The organism is Chthoniobacterales bacterium, from assembly GCA_039930045.1.
Lineage (GTDB): Bacteria > Verrucomicrobiota > Verrucomicrobiia > Chthoniobacterales > DASVRZ01 > DASVRZ01.
Genome location: JBDSQB010000008.1, coordinates 1 through 18,381 on the forward strand (window position 1 = coordinate 1; position 18,381 = coordinate 18,381).

Below are 18,381 nucleotides of genomic sequence, written 5' to 3' on the forward strand. Positions count from 1 at the left end.
CTCAACGAGTTTGCGATGCTGTGGCTGCATGTTCCCAGAAAGTAGGGAGTATGGTGGATTGCCAACCACGACAGTGAATTGCTGTTTGCGCTTCACCTCATTCACTGCTTCCGCTTCATTCGCAAGTGCGTCCCCCCAATCGGCAATGGATAGCTGAATGCTGTCACTTGCGGGTTCAAGGGCATTGGTGAGGTAGACTCTTACCCGCTCCTCTGTACTGAAATGGTAACCGGTCTCGGCGAGCTTGAGGCCGATCTTCATGTGGGAGATGGCGTAGGGGGCCATCATCAGCTCGAAGGCGTGGAGGCGGGGGAGGAGGTGTTGCGGCACATACTCGTTCCACGCGGTGCGCTCTTGGGCATCGGTGAGGCGCTGCTGTTTCCACTTCGCCGCAAGGGTGCGGTGGATGACGTCGATGACTTCGACGAGGAAGGTGGCGGTGCCGGTGGCGGGGTCGAGGATTTGGACGAAGGGTTCGTCCGGGGAGATGGTGCGCTTTTCGCCCGGCTCGTCGGTGAGCGGCGGGAGTTTCAGACCGGGGTGCTTTTTCAGCATCTCGCCCCAGGTGGTGGTGTCGGCGAGTCCGTCGGCGAGTCCGAACTCGGTTTGCAGGAGTTCGTGGACGCTGCGGACGATGTAGGAGACGACGGGCTGCGGGGTGTAGAAGACGCCACGCTGGATTTTGAGTTTCTTATTATAGGCGCTGAGGAAGTGCTCGTAGAAGTGGATGACGGGGTCTTCGCCGCGGGTCTTGTTGTTGAAATCGGCCAGAATAACCTCCATATGGGTATCCGGACTGGTGAGGAGATCGGTGACATCGCTGACGCCGAGTTCGTCGAAGTCGATTTTGCCTTTTCGGCTTTTCAAGCCCAGGAAGATGCCGAGCATTTCCTTCAGAAATGGGCTGGTGAAGTAATGCGTCAGGTCTTCTTTGGCAAAAGCCGTTCCTTCACCCACCACGGTGCGACGCGCTGCTAGTGAGAAGAGTCCATAGGCGACCGTCTGGGCAAACATGTCGGCAAAACCTTCGTCGTCGAGATCGTGAATAAGGCCCGCCTGAAAAGCGATTTGTAGTTTGCGGATTTCGCCAAAGCCGTCCTCCACGCGCAGAATATCACGGATGCGAGTCCGTAGGTTTCTCGCCAGCTCGGCCAGCGCGATCGCGAGGTCGGAGGATGTCCGAATAACGTGGCGATGACGCAGAAGGAAAGCGGAACTCCACTCGGCGCGCCAGGATTCGGGGTCAGCTTCGTATTTGGCATGCCAGCGTAGTTTATTGCTGAGGGTCTGCGCGACATAATCCATGTGCAGCGGCGTATCGTCCGCGTCCCAGCCGAGCACCCGCAACTCGGTGAGTGCGGAAGTCTCATTTTCCACAAAATGGGCAAAGGTGAGTTCGCGATTAGCGTCCTCTCCCGTGGCAGAGATGAAGAGAAGGTCCTTCGGCTGCCAAGCGGGTCGTTCGGCCGCATTAGCAGAGGCGCGCTTTTTGAAGACGAGATGCCGCAAGATGCGGCGCAAAACAACGATGGGCAGACGTTTTCTGCCAAACTCGACAAAGAAAATGCCCCACGGCTGCGCCTGATGGAGTGGCCGAAGCTGATGGATGGCTTTGACTTTGACTTCTTCCTCGGCTTTCAACCCCATCTCGGCGGGTTCGTATTCGAAGGTTAGGTCCTCGAATTCAAAGTCTTCTGTCGGCCAGTCGAGATCGTCCCGGAGATAGTCGATGAGTTCCGGGAAACGGCGGATTTGTTGGAGCTTGTCTGAGGAGATGGACATAGAGATCAGTTAATTCAATTCCATCCAACACTTAAGCACCGGCGTGATTCCCGGTGGAGCTTGAAGGCTTCGAAGATGGCTCTTCACCAGCTCCTTCTCCACTTTCTTGCGCAGGGTAGCGAGAGATGTGCGGTCAATGGAGCAGTGGCGCGGAGTTTTTGGCAGACAGCGCACAAAGTCTGCGATGGCCGCCGGTTCGGAGAGCATCTGGTCCCCCGCCAGATCGCTGCAAACCCAAACAGTAAAACCAGCGGCGTCCGACCAGCGAAGCTCACCACTTTCTCCCGGCACCAAGTCCACATCTGGCCGCGGAATGCGAAAGCAGAAAAAAACGGCTCGCGTGCCGGTTGTGGGATGCTCTTTTCCTGAAAAAAGTTTGAGAGGTAGCTTGTCGAGAGTGGCGGCAAGCTCCGGGTAATCTTTGACGAGTTGATTGTATTCAAGTCGAAGTTGTTCTGTTTCGGATTGGGTGCCGTCGAATTGCTTGTTGAGCTCTTTAGTCACCTCGAAATCGTCGTCACTTTTCAGCAGCTTGCCGTGTTCGATGCCGAGGGTTTTGGAAATGGTTAGCACCTTTCGGCTCACTCGCTCGTAGATGCCGAGCAGGTCGTTCAGTTCATCGGGTGGGAGGAAGTTCCAATAGATGATGCGCCCGCGTTCGCCAGCCAATTCGGGATGAGCGGCATTGATGGCGTCTTCCGTCGCAGGATTCATGCGACGATCCACGCGGCCGATCCGCTGCATGAGCCGAACCGGATTCCAGTGTAGATCGTAGTTAATCAACCGGGAAGCGTCCTGAAGGTTGAGGCCTTCTGCGAGAACGTCCGTGGCGATGAGGATTTGAATCTCCGACCCATCCATTTTACCCGCTGGCACATGGTTATAGAAGGGGGAGAAGCGGTGAATCACCGAACTGCGCTGGCGTTGCGAGCTACTGCCGTCGATGCGCTCAAGTTGGGTAATACCAGCGTTTTTCAGTTCATCTTCCAGATAACGGGCAGTATCAGCAAATTCAGAGAAGACCAATACCTTCTGACCAACTGCAGCTTTGTCCGTTTTAAGGAGCTTGATTAGAGCTTTGAGCTTGTCATCACGATCCGGCTTCACGGCGCGGACCAGTTCGAGGAACTCGGCTAGCTGGTCGAGATCGTCATAAGTATCGTCGATCATTTCATCGACTTTGTAGGTCTTGGGATCGAGCTTTTCGACAGCTTCGATCTCTTCCTCACTGACAAAGTCCTCCGGCAACTCGTCTTCCGTCTCTCCGGGAAACAAATCGGGTTGGTGCGCGTGCACGTAATCGATGAGTTGATCGTTTCGGATTTTCCACTTCGCCAAGCGGTTCTTATCGTGAGCGGAAACCGTATGCGCTTCGATCCACGCCACCAATTTCTTCAACAATCGCCAGCAGGACATTTCAAAAGCCTTAGCAGAGCTTTCAAAGCGTTTGAGAAATTGAACTCGAATCAGCGCAACCACCTGAGCCTGGCGTCCCGTTTCCAAATTTTCCTCCGTCTCGGTGTGGAGGTAGCCGAGCGGATAATAGATGGCCAGCGCGAAGAGGGGCTTGGTTTTGCTGAAGGCTTTCTCGACGCTTTCCAGCAGGCGCCCGTAGGTGATCTTTAATTTATAAGGTGCAACCCGCGGCGTCTCTCGATGGGGAAACATGATTTCTCCACCTTCTAGCAACCGTTGGCTTTCTTTGACGTAAGAGCGGCTGCGCTGAACGACAAGGTGCTCAAAGAGGGTCTCCTTCTGGAGTGCGGTCTCCACTGCGGCAATCTCTAACTGCGCTGAGGAATCGACGTTCTGTTGGTTAAAGAGCTTTTTCTCGAGTGCGACGAAATGGCCGCGGGTGCTGTGAATGCCGAGATTATGGCCATCCTGGGAGAAGTAATTATCGTTGGTCCCGGTCACAAGACCAAGGATGTGACGGAAATCGTGGACTGAGTTGTTAATCGGAGTGGCCGTAAGGAAATAAAGCTGCTTGGGCCGGCTGCCTGGCTGATGGAGCGCCTCCTGCAACATGCGGTACCGGGACGGGGCACGATCCCCTTCGCCGGCAATACCTGGATTTCGGAAGTGATGCGCCTCGTCAATGATGATGACATCGGCATCGCGCAGAATGCGGCGAAGATCACGCGGCCAATTTCCTTTCCGCTGGAGATCGGTGTGGTTACGAACGAGCAAACTAACGAATCCGCTGTTGAGATCGGGTAAAAGCTGCTCTATGACGGGCTCCCAAACATCTTGCCGAGCTGCCTTCGGCGCGAATAAGACCACGTTCTTTTTTTCTTTGCTAACGAACCGCTCGATCAGCATCAAGCCCACGTAAGTTTTGCCCAAGCCAACGCCATCGCAAAGAAAAGCACCTCCATAACGGCGAGCTATCTGCACGAGATTTTTATATGCATCCTGTTGGTATTTAGCGAGTCGTTGAAAGACGACCGACTCTTCGATGTCCCATTCGTCCGGCGTCAATTCGTGACCACTAAAAAATTCATGAAGCGATTTAAACCACACTTCAAAGGGAGTATGCGGCGTTGTATGCCGTTCGATTGTGCGGAGAATGTCTGGAGTAATGTCCTCTGAAAGATCCCAATGACGTTCATACCACTCTTGGAGTAATCCAACTTCTGGCCCGCGTATCTGGACGTTGAGTTCAATATTATCCCACAAGCCCGGAAACGTGAAGTTAGAGGAACCCACTAATCCATAAGAACCAATTACCGCCGAGCGTCCATGCGTGAGGTAAGCCTTGGCGTGAAATTTTTCCTTCCGATAGACGCGGCATAGAATCTTGCCGGATTTAATAGCGGCGACGATGGCGGGCACACCTTCCAGAAAGTCATTTTGGATTTTTTCTTTTTCGATACTTTCATCCAACCGATGGCCAATTAGGGAGAGACCTTTCTCAAACGCTCGTTTTGTTCGGTAGGACACCTCATCGCCCAAAAGAATTCGAAATTGCTCGACCAACTGCCACTTATCTTTAAGAGAAAGAAGCGATCCGATCTCAAAATAGCCCGTGGCAATGTCGATGGCCCTGGCAATTTCGCACCATTCGCTTAGGTAAGTGCCCACTTTCCACTCCGTGTCGCTGTTATCGACAATGAACAGCTCGCTGGCAGATTTATTTGTTGCGCTCATAAACGGGGAAAATCTGACAATTTGATCAAGGTTGCAGCAAGCGCAGGAACGAAAAAATAGGGGTGCGCACCATGACCGCGTACAGATTGCCGAATCCCACAGGAAAAGAGAAGAAAATCTAGCCGCTCTTTATGTTTCACCGCTTTTTAAAAAGTTTGTCTTGCATCACGAGAAGTTCTCGCTGCCGAGCGTCTATCAATTGGAGCGTGTTCGCAGACTTCTTGACTCTCGGGTCAGGCTGTTGTTGCCGCTGGGCCGGCGGTCAATGCTGCTGGGTGAGGTGTTTCACTGGCTTGGACAGGGAAAGACGGCTTCCCCAATATTCTTCAAGTCGTTGCAACCATTTGCCGCCGATGGCCGCTCACGCTCCCACTCGCTCTAACAGCCGGAGCGGTGACGACTGGGGTCGTTGGAGGGATTCCAACGAATCGATCCCGCATTTTCGTCTGGAAAGAAGTCGTTGTGACAGGGGACGCAGACCCACTGGAGGGAGACAATGGCGCTGCGATTAGCAGCGAAGTCGTTTTGACGGTTGGCAAAGTCATTCCAACGGTCTGCAAAGTCGTTGCAACAGTCTCAGAAGTGATTTTAACAGTCAGCGATTTCACTTTTTTATTATCAATTATGATACTTGCGAAGCATATTTGAACAATCTAGTGCGGGCATCAGGCTAAAAACGACCCTTTTGCTCCCAATACTGGCACCAAAGACGTGGTTTTTGCGGTTTTGGAAGGTTTTTTGGGCTTTCTCCCACCGGCACTGCAAAACGGGGCGCAGCGGCTGCTAGTTAGTTTCTTGTTGCGAACAATTACGCCAGCAATCGGGGTTAACTCATCCCTGTTCACCCAATGAGGTTAGAAAGAAAAATACCATGATAGTAAAACCAGCAATCGGATTCCTAACCAAGGATCCCAATGCCAAGCTCGGTGTTAGCATTGACACCATCACCACAGGCATGACTAACAATCCCGCGTATCCGGCGACGGATTCCGGCATTGCCGAGGTCATCACGCTGAACACGGAGTTTAAGCAAGCCACGATCGATGCCGTGGGGGGCGGGGTCGTTCTAACGGCGATCCGTAATACCAAGCGGGCCAACCTGATCAACCGCGTGCGTCTGCTCGCCCTCTATGTCGAGATGACGTGCCAGGGCGACATGGACATTCTGCTCTCGAGCGGATTCACGGCGCAAAAGACGGACCGCACACCCTCGGCGGTATTGCCTGCACCGCGCGTGCTGAGCATCAAACCCGGAGCGAACTCCGGCACGGTGGCGCTCAAGCTCGAGCCACAAGAGGCGCTGATCTATAACTGGCGCTGCTACCTGGCCTCGGCGCCGGGCCAATACACCCTGCTGCCGCAAACCAGCTCGGCGAATGCGTTGTTTCCGGAATTGACGCCGGGGCTGATGTATTGCTTCCAAGGCAACTCGGTGAACAGCGCCGGAACGAGTGACTGGAGCGTGCCTTATTCGCAGATCGTGTTGTAAATGTTAGCAATCACTTCCTCGGAAAAGGCGTGTCGATAAAATCGGCACGCCTTTTTTGTTGGTGTTCTAACATTCCGACCGTTCGGAAAGTTTGACAAAGGTAGGGACGAGCGGCCCGCTCGTCCGAGAAGCTGACCCAACGGACATGCGAGGCCGCATGTCCCTATCTGTCTCAGCGCATTAGGATGGCTGTAGTCGGCACTGGCTCCATGGGAGCCTAATATGCCGCCAAGATAAAAGCGTTGAGCACCGTAGGTGCGACATCGAGAACATGCCGGTCCTACGGACCTGATTTCACTAAACAATTGAATGGCTATAGATAGGTCGACCCGCTGGGTCTAGGGCCAAAATTGTGTCGCGGGTCGAGTAGACATCTCGCCCCTTGTTCCCAAGTTGCACTTGGGGACACACTTGTTTTGGCAGTTGCACTGCCTATGCGTTGGTTTCAAATACAGTAAAATGAGGAGGCAGTGCAACTGCCGGAACACTGGCATTCCCAAGTGCAACTTGGGAACGAGGGGCAATGTTAGTCTGCGCGCTCCACGATCTAGTCAGAAGATGTTAGAAGCTAGCTCAGCAGTTCGCGGAGTTCGGTGACTCTCCGTTGGAAGAGTTCGAGCGAGGCGCGGATGGGGACGGGGGTGGACATGTCCACGCCGGCGGCTTGCAGGGTTTCCAAGGGATACTTCGAGCCGCCGGATTTCAGGAAGCCTAGATAGGACTCTAACTCGGCTGCGCCGCCGGTGAGGACGCGGTCGGCGAGGGCGGTGGCGGCCGAAAGGCCGGTGGCGTATTTGTAAACGTAGAAGGCGTTGTAGAAATGCGGGATGCGGAGGCATTCGAGTTGCAATTCATTGTCGAGGACGACGCGGGGGCCGAAGTAGGCGGTGAGCAGTTCTTGATAGACGGCTTTGAAGGTGTCGAGGGTGAGGGCCTCGCCGCTTTCCTCCAAGGCATGGATGGTTTTTTCGAACTCGGCGAACATGGTCTGTCGAAAGAGGGTGCCGCGGAGGTCGTCGATCTGGCGGTTGATGAGGTAGGCGCGCATCTGGCGGTCGCTGGTGGTGGCGAGCAGATGGTGGGTGAGCAGGTTTTCGTTAAAGGTGGACGCGACTTCGGCGAGGAAGATGGGGTAGTTGTAATCCTGGTAGGGCTGGGTCTTTTGCGAGAACCAGGTGTGCATGGAGTGGCCGGCCTCGTGGGCGAGGGTGTAAACGTCGGAGAAGACGTCGGCCTTGTAGTTCATGAGGATGAAGGGCGGGTTGCCATAGCTGCTGGAGGAAAAAGCGCCGCTGCGTTTCCCCTGGCTTTCGTAGCGGTCGCACCAGCGCTGGCGCAGGCCGGTGGCGAGCGTGTCGCAATACTCGGAGCCGAGGGGCGCGAGGGCGGCGATGACTTGGTCGATGGCGGCGTCGAAGCTGACATTCGACTCAAACTCGGAGATGAGCGGGACGTAGGTGTCGTAGGCGTGCAGCTCGGCGAGACCGAGTTTCTCGCGGCGCAAGTCGTAGTAATCGTGCAGCGGGGCGAGGTATTCGCGGACGGTGGAAATGAGGTTGTCGTAAACGGCGACGGGGATGGCGTCGTGGAAGAGGGAGGCTTCGAGGGCGGAGGGGTAGTTGCGGGCCTTGGCGTCGAAGACATCGCTGCGGACGGAAGACGCGAGGGTGGAGGCGACGGTGAATTGGTGGTCGGTAAACTCGGCGTAGAATTGGTGGAAGGCGGTCTTTCTAACCTGCGGATCGGGCGAGATGAGAAATGACGAAAAGCTGCTCTGGGTGAGCGGACGTTCGCCGCCCTTGGCGTCGCGCAGGGTGCCGAATTTCATATCGACGTTGGTCAGTTGGGAGAAGGTCTCGCTGTGGCCGTGGAGGGCGCTGCCGGCGAGAGCCATGAGGCGTTCCTCGGACGACGAGAGAGTGTGCGGCTTCATGCGCCGGATGCGCTCGAGGCGGCTGAGCCAGGGCGTGAGTTTTTCAGCAGAGAGGAATGCAACCCAGGTCTCGTCGGGGATGGCGACGAGCTCGGGGACGACGAAGGCGGCGGATTCGCCGATCTGGGTCCAGAGGTTTTGCAGGCGGGCGCGGCGGCTGAGGTTGACGTTGTCCGAGCTGTCCTCGCTGGCGCGGAGCATGGAGTAATGGCCGAGGCGCTCGATTTGCAGGTCGAGGGTTTTCTCAGTTTCGAGAAGGGCGAGGAGCGTTTCCGCCGATTCCCCGACGCGTCCGCGATAGGTCTCAATCGACTGGAACTCGGCCCGGAGTTTCTCAAAGGCGGCTTCCCAGTCGGAGTCGGTGGGGTAGAGCAGCGCGAGGTTCCAGGTGTCTTCCAAGGCGATGTCGCTGCGCAGCGGAGTGGAATGCGGTTCGTCTTTGTCGAAGAAAATCATAGGCCACAGAGTACGCCATCGAGGGAACGGGGAAATAAAGAATTTCTGGCGTTTTCGGTTTTCCTCCGGTTAATTCACCGCGTGCGTCCCCAGTTTCTCCTCCTAGCCATTCCCCTTCTCCTCAGCTCGTGTGCCGTGACGGAGTCGATGCAAAAGAAGCGCGCTGAGAAGGTGGAAAATGCCCAGATTCAGAGTTTGAAAGATGCGAATACGGCCCAGCACACGGCGTTTCGCGCGACGAAGACTTGGAAGAGCAAAATCTTTCGCGATGAGGCCGTTCTCGCCCTGGCCAAGAAAGAAAACATGCGCGTGCAGATCGTCCTTGGTGAGCAGCGCGGCTATCTCTTTGTGAAGGATCTCATCGCCTACGACTTCCCGGTTTCGACGGGACGCAAGGGGCATCTGACTCCGACGGGCGACTTCAAAATCATCGCCAAGGAACTCACCCACCACTCGAACTTGTATGGAAAAGTGGTGGATGCCGACGGCAATGTGACCAATGAAAATGCCGACATGGGCAAGATCAAGATTGAGGCCGGCGACATTTTCCAAGGTGCGCCGATGCCGTTTTTCATGCGGCTGACGAACGATGGCGTGGGGATGCACATTGGGCAGTTGCCCGGTTACGCCGCGTCGCACGGCTGCATCCGGCTGCCGAGACTGGTCGCGCCGAAGCTCTACGAGATGGCTCCGATGGGAACGCCGGTGAGCGTGACGGACAAACGGTCGTAGCTCTCGGGCAGCATCCACATATCTCTGAGCCTCAGGGACTTCCCTGACGTAGATTTTTTAAAGAGGCTGGCTCCGTGGCCTGAGATTAGCTACTCACTCATGGCATGTGCATTCAGCTTTTCCCCCGCCAGTGGCCAGTCGCCGCAGGGCTTTTCCTATGTGTGAGCGGCAGTCTTTGCGCCCAGGAATTGGTGCGTCCTCAGTTTGAGACGGCCCAGCAGACGACCAATCTCGCCCCGGTCCAAGTTTCCAAGAAACAGGAAACTGTCTCCGCCATGGACCAGGCGGTGCTCTCGAACAACACGGGCGATCTCGGCGAGCAATGGATCTATCAGTCGAAGGAAACGCCCAAGTCCTTCACCGCCGTCGCCGAGGTTTCAGCCTGGCACACGTCGAACGTCGCTTTGACCTCGCGCAATGCTCTCGATGACAACTACTTCGTCGGCCAGCTCGCCGTCACCTGGCAGCATCCGCTGGCCAAGTCGGTCGTCTTCGACATCAGCCTGCAGCAGGCGTTCTTTCGCTATAATGAGTATTCCCAACTCAATTTTGATAGTCTGAACGCCGGTTTCGGCCTCACCGGCCAGACGACGTTCCTCGGCGGCACCTCGTGGTATGCCCGCTACAATTTCAACCGGCTGACCGCGGAAAACTACGGCAGCGAACTTTACACGAGCCATTCGCTGCTCGTCGGCGGCCAGAAAGTCTTCCAGCTTTCGCGGGCCGACTCGCTCTTTCTCGGGGGGTCGGCGCAGGTGAATTTCGCTGATCCGGCGGAATTGGAGCGCCGCGAGTATGCGCTTTATGGCGGCTACGCGCTGGCCGTCACGCGCTCCATTTCCTGCGACGCGATTTATCGGGCGGCGATCTACGATTACAATCAGACCGACCGCACCGATCTGAACCAGACGCTCTCGATCGGCGTGCACTGGCATCCGCTCGAAGTTCTCACCATCTCCGGCTCGGTCTCCGGCGCGCTCAATCGCTCGGACAAGGCCGTCTTCGATTACGATCTCCTCACCGCTGGCGCGACTCTCTCGGTCAATTACCAGTTTTAAGCTCATGAAAAACCCCTCAGTTCTCACGGTTCTTCTCCTCGGTATTTCCTTGCCCGCCTTCAGCGCACCGCTGAGCGAGGCACGGATCAATCGCGTGCAGCACGATGTCAAAATCACCGAGGCCAGCGGCTCGGCCAAGGCCGCGAGTGAGGGCGAAATGGTCCACGGCACCCAGGGCATTCGCACCGGTGCGCAATCGGCGGCGGAGTTGCTTTTCCCCGATAACACTCTGGCCCGGCTCGGCTCGGACACGATGTTTACCTTCGAGACGGGCACGAGAAAGATGAATCTCGAGAACGGCACGCTGCTTTTCCAGATTCCCAAAGGCGTGGGCGGCGCGAGCATTCGCACGGGAGCGATCACGGCGGCGATCACCGGCACCACGGGTTTTATCGAGCGCGGGCCGACCCATTACAAACTGGTGCTCCTCGAGGGAACGATGCGCGTTTTCCTGAACGACCGGATGCGCGAGTCCATGCTCGTGAGCGGCGGTCAGATGCTGATCGGCCCAATCAAAAGCGGCTCGATCAAGGACTGGCAGACCGTCCCCATCGACACGGCGAAGCTGATGAACACCTCGAAGCTTCTCGACAAAAAGAAGTTTGCCCCGCTCTCTGGGGCGGCCAGCACGAAGATCGAGGAAGTCATCGAGCACCAGAGGACGCAGTTGCAAAAAGGCGGGCTGGCCGAGACGAACCTCGTGATCGACGGCTTCGGAACAACGCTGCTCGCGGTGCAAAACGCCGCCGAGGCGAAAGAGAAAAAGGGCAAGCTGGAGCAGTTTCAGCACGAGTCACATTCCAATCCAACTCCGACCCCCCGCCCGGCCGCGCTTCCGAATCCCGGTCCCTCCCCCACTCCGCGTCCGGCTGCGGTTGATGGCGATGAATTGGCCGATTACCCCGGCGTGAACGACGGGGCGTTTGCGACTTCCACCTATCGCGGCGCGACGACGCACAACAAGCCGTTCACCCTCCAAATCTCCAAGGTGGACTCCCGCACCATTTTCGATCTGCGCGGCAGCACGCCTATGATCAGCGGCAGTTCCTCGGGGAAAAAGGATGACAACAACGACAATGAAAATGATGGCGAACACAACCATTCGTCCACCAGCGGCACGATCTACGGCGGCTGGGCGGCGGACGGTCCGGCCTCCTCATTTCTCTTTAAATCGACCAGCAACTTCGATGTCCAGACGTCGTTCGACGGGAAGTTTGGCTCGAACTACGACTTTGATTTCCCGCGTTCCGGCGTGGCGGTTTTCTCCTTTAAGAAACTGGAAATCAATGGCACTCCCCACGTTTACGGTCTGAGCACGGCGCGCAATATCGCCCTCGTCAGCGCCGATGGAATCAAACTCGGCAAGGACTCCCTCTCGCTCAACGATTTCGCCAGCCTGACTCTGGCCGCGACCAAGGGCGACATTCGTCTGGACAAGGATGGCGATGTTTCCAGCACCGCGTCGGCGTTCCATTTCCTGCACCTCTACAACCGCTCCGGCAAAGTGAAACTCGAGGGAACGATCAGCCTGCCGCAGGCGAATCTCTTCATCGATGCGGCGCGCGACATCGATATCACGGGTGACAGTCATTTGGTTTTCAATCGCGGCGCTTTCAATGCCTGGGGCGACATCACGCTCGACGCTCCGGTGGAGGCCGACTATTTCCAGCTCGACGCGGGCGGCGATCTTTCGCTGAACGGCGTCCTGCAAACGCACGAGCTTTTTGCCCTGGCCGACGGTCAGCTCAATGTCCAGCAGCCGATCTCCGCGACTCCAAAAGCGTCGCAGACGACCGGCGGCGTGGTCAGTCTGGAAGCGGCGGACACGGTGACGGTTTCGTCTACGGTCAACGCCACGAGCGCGCCTGATCCGACCGTCACCGGGGCTGGTTCGCGGATCAAGCTGGTCGGGAAACGTCTCACCGGCACCGCCATTTCCATCAGCAGCACCGGCCAGCTTAATGCCTTGCTCGACACGCTGGCGACGGGCCCCGGCGGAAAAGTGACCCTCGAATCTCGTGGCGGCGCGATCGTGGTCAACGGCACCATCACCGCACCCAAAGGCACGGTCGATATTCAAAACTCCGGGACGAATGGCGTCATCACTTTCAATGGCGCAACCATCGCGGCGGACGTCGTAAAAGTCGGCGCGATGGGCAACAACGGCACGCTGAACATCGGTGGCGGCAGCATTGCGGCGGATACGTTGCTCAAGCTCTACGCCGGCGGCAGCAACGGCACGGTCCACTTTCAGGACAATGTGACTCTCAATGGCAACAGCACGAAAATCATCGCTGCGAACACCGTCCAGATCGACAACTCGAAAGTGGTCACGGTGAATGGACTCACACCCGCCCAAGTTTACACGAACAACGCCCACTACACCGGCAGCGGCGGTGATAGCACCACGACTGGAACCTTCGGCGGTCAGGGCGCCACGACTCAGGCGCACTCGGCCCGGCCTTCCTTCTAACCTATGCAACGACTCGCCAACACAGGCATCATTTCATTCCCTGGTACGGCAACGAACGAGCCGCAGCACGTGAGCTTGGGCGAGTTGCGGGCTAATCGCCTGCTCTCGCGCGTGCCCGGCTCCGTCCTCGCCGAAATCGCCTCGCGCATCCCGCGGGTCACGGTCCCGGCGGAGAACATTATTTTCCAGGAGGACGATCACGGCGACTGCGCCTACCTCATTCTTCAGGGAACGGTCCGCATCTCCAAACGCGGGCGCGGCGGCCAGCAGGAGACGCTGACCTATCTGCAACCGGGCGATTATTTCGGCGAAATGGCGTTGCTCGATTCCAAGGTGCGTTCCGCCCAGGCCTGCGCCGCCGATGGCGCGGTGGTCGGGCTCGTGGACCATTCGACTTGGGACCTGCTCCTGCAACTCGCGCCGCAGCAGGTAATGAGTAATTTCGCCTGGTCGCTGAACGAGCGGCTGCGCAACAACAATCAAAAATACATCGAGGAAATGGTGCGCACCGAGCGGCTTAGCCTTCTCGGGCAAACGCTTGGCTCGGTCGTCCACGATCTGCGCAGCCCGATCACCTGCATCCTGGGTGCGATGGAAATGTTGCAAATGCGCAACACCGATCCCGAGGCGGGCTGCTTCTTTGAAATGATCGGCCAAGCCGTCGAGCGAATGCAGGCGATGACCGAGGAAATCATGGATTTTTCCCGCGGCGTGACGCGTTTGAATGTGACTCGACTGCCCCTCAGCCGGCTGGTGACGGAGATTGCCAAAGAGGAGGCGCATCTCTTTTCGTCGCCGAATGTGAAACTCGTGACCGAGCTGGAGCAGGACGGCTCGATCGAGATCGACCGGGCGCGCATCCAGCGGGTGATTGTGAATTTATTGAAGAACGCCCGCGAGGCGATCAAGGCCAGCGGCACGGTCACGATCACGGCGACGCGGAACGACGGTTACGCAGTGATCTCGGTGCGCGACACTGGTTGCGGGATCGAGCAGCAAAGATTGGCGTCGATCTTCGAGCCCTTTGTCACTCATGGAAAAGCGAACGGAACCGGGCTCGGCCTGGCGATTGCGAAGTCGGTGGTCGAGGCGCACAACGGCCGCATGATCGTCACCAGTGAAGTGGGAGTCGGATCTGTTTTTGAGGTTCAACTGCCGCTCTGCCTCGGGAGCAAGTAAGTCCCCCGGGAGCGCACGCGTCTCGCGTGTTCCAGCGGGCGTCCCGCCCGGTGGCTTTACCATCTTCCCGGCGAGACGCCGGCAAGTGCACGCGAGACGCGTGCGCTCCCGGAAGAGTCACCTCGTCGCGACTGAGTGGACTTCGATCGCTTTCTCGAAGCCGCGGATCGTTTCCGTCGAGACCAATGGCAATGAAAATTCGCCCTCGACCAGCTTCGCCACGTCGCCGCTGATGAGGATTTCCTCCTGCCGCTCGCGGGTCAGCGACTGGAGCCGGGCCGCCAGATTGGCGGCGTCGCCGATGACGGTGAGATCCATTTTTCTCTCGGAACCGATGTTTCCAACGACGCATTCGCCGTGGGCAATGCCGATGCCGAGCGCGAGTTGGGGTCGTCCCTGGGCGAGCCATTCGGCGTTCAAAGTTTTGAGCGACGATTGGATCGCCAAGGCCGCGCGAACGGCGTTCACCGCGTCCTCTTTCACGCCGTCGCTCCGCAGATTTCCCCAGACGGCCATCATGCCATCGCCCATGATTTTATCGAGCGTGCCGCCGTGATGGAAAACGTCCTCGATCACGCGGGCGTAATATTCGTTGAGCTGGGCCACGAGTTCCTGAGCGTTCAGCATATTGACCATCGCCGTGAAATTCCGCAGGTCGGCAAAGAGCACGGTGACTTCTTTGCGAACGCCGACGAGCGACGTGAGGTAACTCTGCGGGCTATCCAGAATTTCCTTGGCGACATGACCCGAGACGTAGCGTTCCAGCGTGGCCCGAACCCGCTGCCGCTCGAAACGTTCGCGGGAAAGGTCGAACAAAATGCCGCCGAAGACGGTGAGCGACAGCACGACGATGGGCGCGGCCAGCGGGACGAGGAACCCGGCGTTATTAAACAGCCACTGCGCGACCATCCAGTAAACGATCACGAGCAGGAGAAACGCGCCGAAGCGAATACCCGACGTGCCGGACAGGCCGTTCAGCAACGCCCCGATGGCGGCCGCGAGGGCGATAATTCCCGCCGCGAGCCACGGGCCCGGCAGATGGATAAATTCCCCTGCCCGCGCCGCCGCCAGCGCGTGGAGATGGACCTCTGGACCCGACATCAGACCGCGCGTGCCGAAGATGGAGGTGAACGGAGTTGGATGCTCATCATGGCTCCAATGGCCCTCGGGGCCGACGACGACGATCTTGTTTTTGAAGAAGGCGCCGTCCTGAAAATTGCTGTGCCAGAAGCTCGGCAGGAAGACCTGATAGACGGAAAAATGCGGATACGTCCCCGGCTCTCCGCTGAAACGAAACGGCGTGCTGCCTGTGTCGGGAAGCTTCAGTTTGGGGTCGGTCAGGTGCAGAATGCTGGCCGCGAGCGAGTTAAAGACGATCGTGCCGTCGGTGCGTTTGCGACCCACGAAATCCTCGGGAGCGGCGCGAAAAATGGCCGAGCGCACGATGCCGTCGTCGTCGGGAACGAAGTTCGCAAAGCCGATCTGCGCGTCCTGTTTTCCCTGCGTGAGGAGGGTGTCGCTTGGCACGCTGAAACTCGGCACCGGCGTGTCCACCCCGGTGAAAGTGCCGCCGATAATGGCCTGATCGGAGTAACGCTGGAGTATGCTGGAAAAGTCCGCGTCGCCGCGGCCCGGTCCCGGAAACAAAAGATCGAAAGCGACGACTCGCGCGCCGGCTTTCATGAGTTTCTCCAGCAGCGCGGCATGAACCGAGCGCGGCCAGGGCCAGCCTTCCTGCATGAGTGCAAACTCGGGAATGGTGTGGATCTCGTCGTCCAGCAGTCCGTCGAGCCGAATCGAGGCCTGGTCGATGGTGAGGAGAACGATGTCGGCGGCGACGGGTGTTTTGCGGCCAAAGACGGCGCGCAAGTCCTTGGTGTAATTCTCCAGGCGCAGCAGCGGGAGGAAGATGAAATTCATCAAGATCCCGGCCAGTCCGACCACGGCGGAGATGGCGAGAAGGAAGACGAATCGTTTCGGGGGACGCTGCATCCCTCGTTCAAAGCAGGAACCGCTCCTCGCCCGACTTTGATTGAGTGCCACCCAAAAAACACGGGTTTCTCTGGAGCCGACGACGGGATTCGAACCTGCGACCTGCTGTTTACGAAACAGCTGCTCTACCACTGAGCTACGTCGGCTTTAATTGGAGAGCCGGTTATTTCGCACAAATTGGCGACGGCGGCAAATTGATTCGCCAGTTGACGATTGAAACCTAACTCGACTCAGGCTTGTCTTCGACTTCGGCCAGTTTTTCCTCGATCCGTCGGTCCGGGATGAACCAAAGAGCGGCGACTCCAATGTAGAGTGCGATGGAGATCCAGACGTTGAAGAAGGCGAAAATGAGGCCCGCGAAATAGAGAACCGGGGAGAGTTTTCCCTTCCAGTCGTGGCCCACGGCGTCGGCTAACAGCGAGTGGCGGCCCTGCTCGCGGATGATGAGCCGTTGCAGGATGTTGTAGGCGACGGCGGCCATGAGGAGGACGAAGCCATAGACGGAGACGGGGGTGGGAGCGAGGTGGTTTTCGCCCATCCAACCGGTGGAAAAGGGGAAAAGCGAGAGCCAGAAAAGGAGGTGGAGGTTGGCCCAAAGGATGGGCCCGGTGACTTTCTCGGTGGATTGGAAGAGGTGGTGGTGGTTGTTCCAGTAGATGCCGACGTAGATGAAGCTGAGGAGGTAGCTCAGGAAGACGGGCAGAAGCGGCTCCAACTCGGGCAGCGTGGTGACGTGGGGAATTTTCAGTTCCAGCACCATGATGGTGATGATGATGGCGAGAACGCCGTCGCTGAAGGCTTCGAGCCGGTGGCTGGTCATGGGGGCGACGTTAGCCGCAGGGGAGTCGGGGCGCAATCGTGGCCGGGCACAAAAAAGCCAGTCTTCGCAGACTGGCTTGATTGCACTGAAACTCGACTGAAAGCGCTTTCGGCTTAGAGCGTGGAGCAGAATTCCTCGAACCGGTCCAGGCCCTTTTTGATGATGTCGAGGCTGGTGGCGTAGCTGAGGCGGATGGTGCGGTCGTCGCCAAATGCGAGACCAGGAACGACGGCGACGCTCTTTTTGCTGAGGAGGCGGTCGGAGAAATTCTGGGAGCTGAGGCCAAGCTTGCTGATGTTGGCGAGCACGTAGAAAGCGCCCAGTGGCTTGACGGCGGTGACGCGGTTAATCGCGCTGATGCGGCTGTACATGTAGTTGCGGCGGATGTCGAACTCGTCGCGCATGTCGATGAGCGATTGCTGGTCGCCCTTGAGTGCGGCGAGCGCGCCTTTCTGGGCGAACGAGCATGGGTTGGAAGTGCTGTGACTTTGAATTGAATCGATAGCCTTCGCGATGGCCTCAGGAGCAGCGAGGTAGCCAAGTCTCCAGCCGGTCATGGAGTAGGCCTTGGAGAAACCGTTGATGGTGATGGTAAGGTCTTTCGCCTCAGGAGTGACGCTCGCGGTGCTGACAAATTCGGTGTCGTCATAGACGAGCTTCTCGTAGATCTCGTCGGAGAGGATGAAGATGTCTTCCTCGGCAGCGACTTCGATGATGCCTTTGAGTTCCTCGCGGGTGTAGATGGAACCGGTGGGGTTGCCGGGGCTGTTGATGATGACCATCTTCGTGCGCGGGGTCATCGCATTTTCAAATTCCTCGGCAGTCATTTTCCAGCCGTTTTCTTCACGCGTTTGAACGAAGACGGGCTCGGCTCCGGCGAGGCGGACCATTTCGGGATAGGAAAGCCAGTAGGGCGATGGAATGATGACTTCGTCGCCGGGCTGGCAGGTGGCGAGAATGGCGTTGTAGCAGCTATGTTTCGCACCGTTGCTGACGATGATCTGGCTCGGCTTGTATTCGAGCTTGTTGTCGGCGAGGAACTTGTCGGCGATGGCCTGACGCAGTTCGGGAGTGCCCGAGCTCGGGGTGTATTTGGTGAAACCGGATTGCAGGGCTTCGATGGCGGCGGCCTTGATGTGGTCGGGGGTGTCGAAGTCGGGTTCACCAGCGGCGAAACCGCAAACGTCGATGCCCTCGGCGCGCATGGCCTTGGCTTTGCTGTCGATGGAGAGCGTGATGGAAGGGCTGAGGCTGGTGGCGCGGGTGGCTAGTTGCATAAAAGTCTAAGTGGAATGGGTTTTTGCAGGGTGAAAATCG

General features: G+C 57.6%; 11 protein-coding genes and 1 tRNA gene. 5 read left to right on the forward strand and 7 right to left on the reverse strand.

Going from position 1 to position 18,381, the window contains the following annotated elements; translation table 11 throughout:
* Positions 1 to 1,782: DNA methyltransferase (locus ABIT76_06705; GenBank protein MEO7932830.1), on the reverse strand; the 1,782-nt coding region annotated here is incomplete at its 3' end.
* Between the two features lie 9 nt (positions 1,783 to 1,791).
* Entirely contained in the window at positions 1,792 to 4,932 is a 3,141-nt protein-coding gene (locus ABIT76_06710) for a helicase-related protein (GenBank protein ID MEO7932831.1), read from the reverse strand.
* A gap of 871 nt (positions 4,933 to 5,803) precedes the next feature.
* Here ABIT76_06710 and ABIT76_06715 point away from each other — a divergent pair.
* Positions 5,804 to 6,421, forward strand: coding sequence for a hypothetical protein (locus ABIT76_06715; GenBank protein ID MEO7932832.1), 618 nt, complete (start codon positions 5,804 to 5,806; stop codon positions 6,419 to 6,421).
* A gap of 568 nt (positions 6,422 to 6,989) precedes the next feature.
* Here the strand turns inward: ABIT76_06715 and pepF are convergent.
* Positions 6,990 to 8,810 carry an oligoendopeptidase F gene (pepF, locus tag ABIT76_06720; GenBank protein MEO7932833.1) on the reverse strand — a complete coding sequence of 607 codons (1,821 nt, stop codon included), beginning with the start codon at positions 8,808 to 8,810 and terminating at the stop codon, positions 6,990 to 6,992.
* Positions 8,811 to 8,891: 81 nt separating this feature from the next.
* Between pepF and ABIT76_06725 the strand changes: the two genes are divergently transcribed.
* From ABIT76_06725 to ABIT76_06740, 4 genes are all read left to right on the forward strand, one after another.
* On the forward strand, positions 8,892 to 9,542 hold the full coding sequence (locus tag ABIT76_06725) for a L,D-transpeptidase family protein (protein MEO7932834.1): 651 nt from the start codon (positions 8,892 to 8,894) through the stop codon (positions 9,540 to 9,542).
* A gap of 104 nt (positions 9,543 to 9,646) precedes the next feature.
* Positions 9,647 to 10,600 (forward strand): hypothetical protein, encoded by a 954-nt coding sequence (locus tag ABIT76_06730; GenBank protein MEO7932835.1) that lies wholly within the window; start codon positions 9,647 to 9,649, stop codon positions 10,598 to 10,600.
* Positions 10,601 to 10,604: 4 nt separating this feature from the next.
* Complete coding sequence (locus ABIT76_06735) at positions 10,605 to 13,073, forward strand: FecR family protein (protein MEO7932836.1); 2,469 nt, start codon at positions 10,605 to 10,607, stop codon at positions 13,071 to 13,073.
* Between the two features lie 3 nt (positions 13,074 to 13,076).
* Complete coding sequence (locus tag ABIT76_06740) at positions 13,077 to 14,252, forward strand: ATP-binding protein (GenBank protein MEO7932837.1); 1,176 nt, start codon at positions 13,077 to 13,079, stop codon at positions 14,250 to 14,252.
* 117 nt (positions 14,253 to 14,369) lie between these two features.
* Here the strand turns inward: ABIT76_06740 and ABIT76_06745 are convergent, their stop codons facing one another.
* The 4 genes from ABIT76_06745 to ABIT76_06760 form a co-directional block, all read right to left on the reverse strand.
* Complete coding sequence (locus ABIT76_06745) at positions 14,370 to 16,244, reverse strand: adenylate/guanylate cyclase domain-containing protein (protein ID MEO7932838.1); 1,875 nt, start codon at positions 16,242 to 16,244, stop codon at positions 14,370 to 14,372.
* Positions 16,245 to 16,315: 71 nt separating this feature from the next.
* A tRNA-Thr gene (locus tag ABIT76_06750) sits at positions 16,316 to 16,390 on the reverse strand.
* A gap of 74 nt (positions 16,391 to 16,464) precedes the next feature.
* The gene (locus tag ABIT76_06755; GenBank protein ID MEO7932839.1) at positions 16,465 to 17,064 is read right to left on the reverse strand and encodes a TMEM175 family protein; all 600 of its coding nucleotides are present in this window, start codon (positions 17,062 to 17,064) and stop codon (positions 16,465 to 16,467) included.
* 113 nt (positions 17,065 to 17,177) lie between these two features.
* Positions 17,178 to 18,341 carry a pyridoxal phosphate-dependent aminotransferase gene (locus ABIT76_06760; GenBank protein ID MEO7932840.1) on the reverse strand — a complete coding sequence of 388 codons (1,164 nt, stop codon included), beginning with the start codon at positions 18,339 to 18,341 and terminating at the stop codon, positions 17,178 to 17,180.
* Positions 18,342 to 18,381 lie beyond the last annotated feature (40 nt).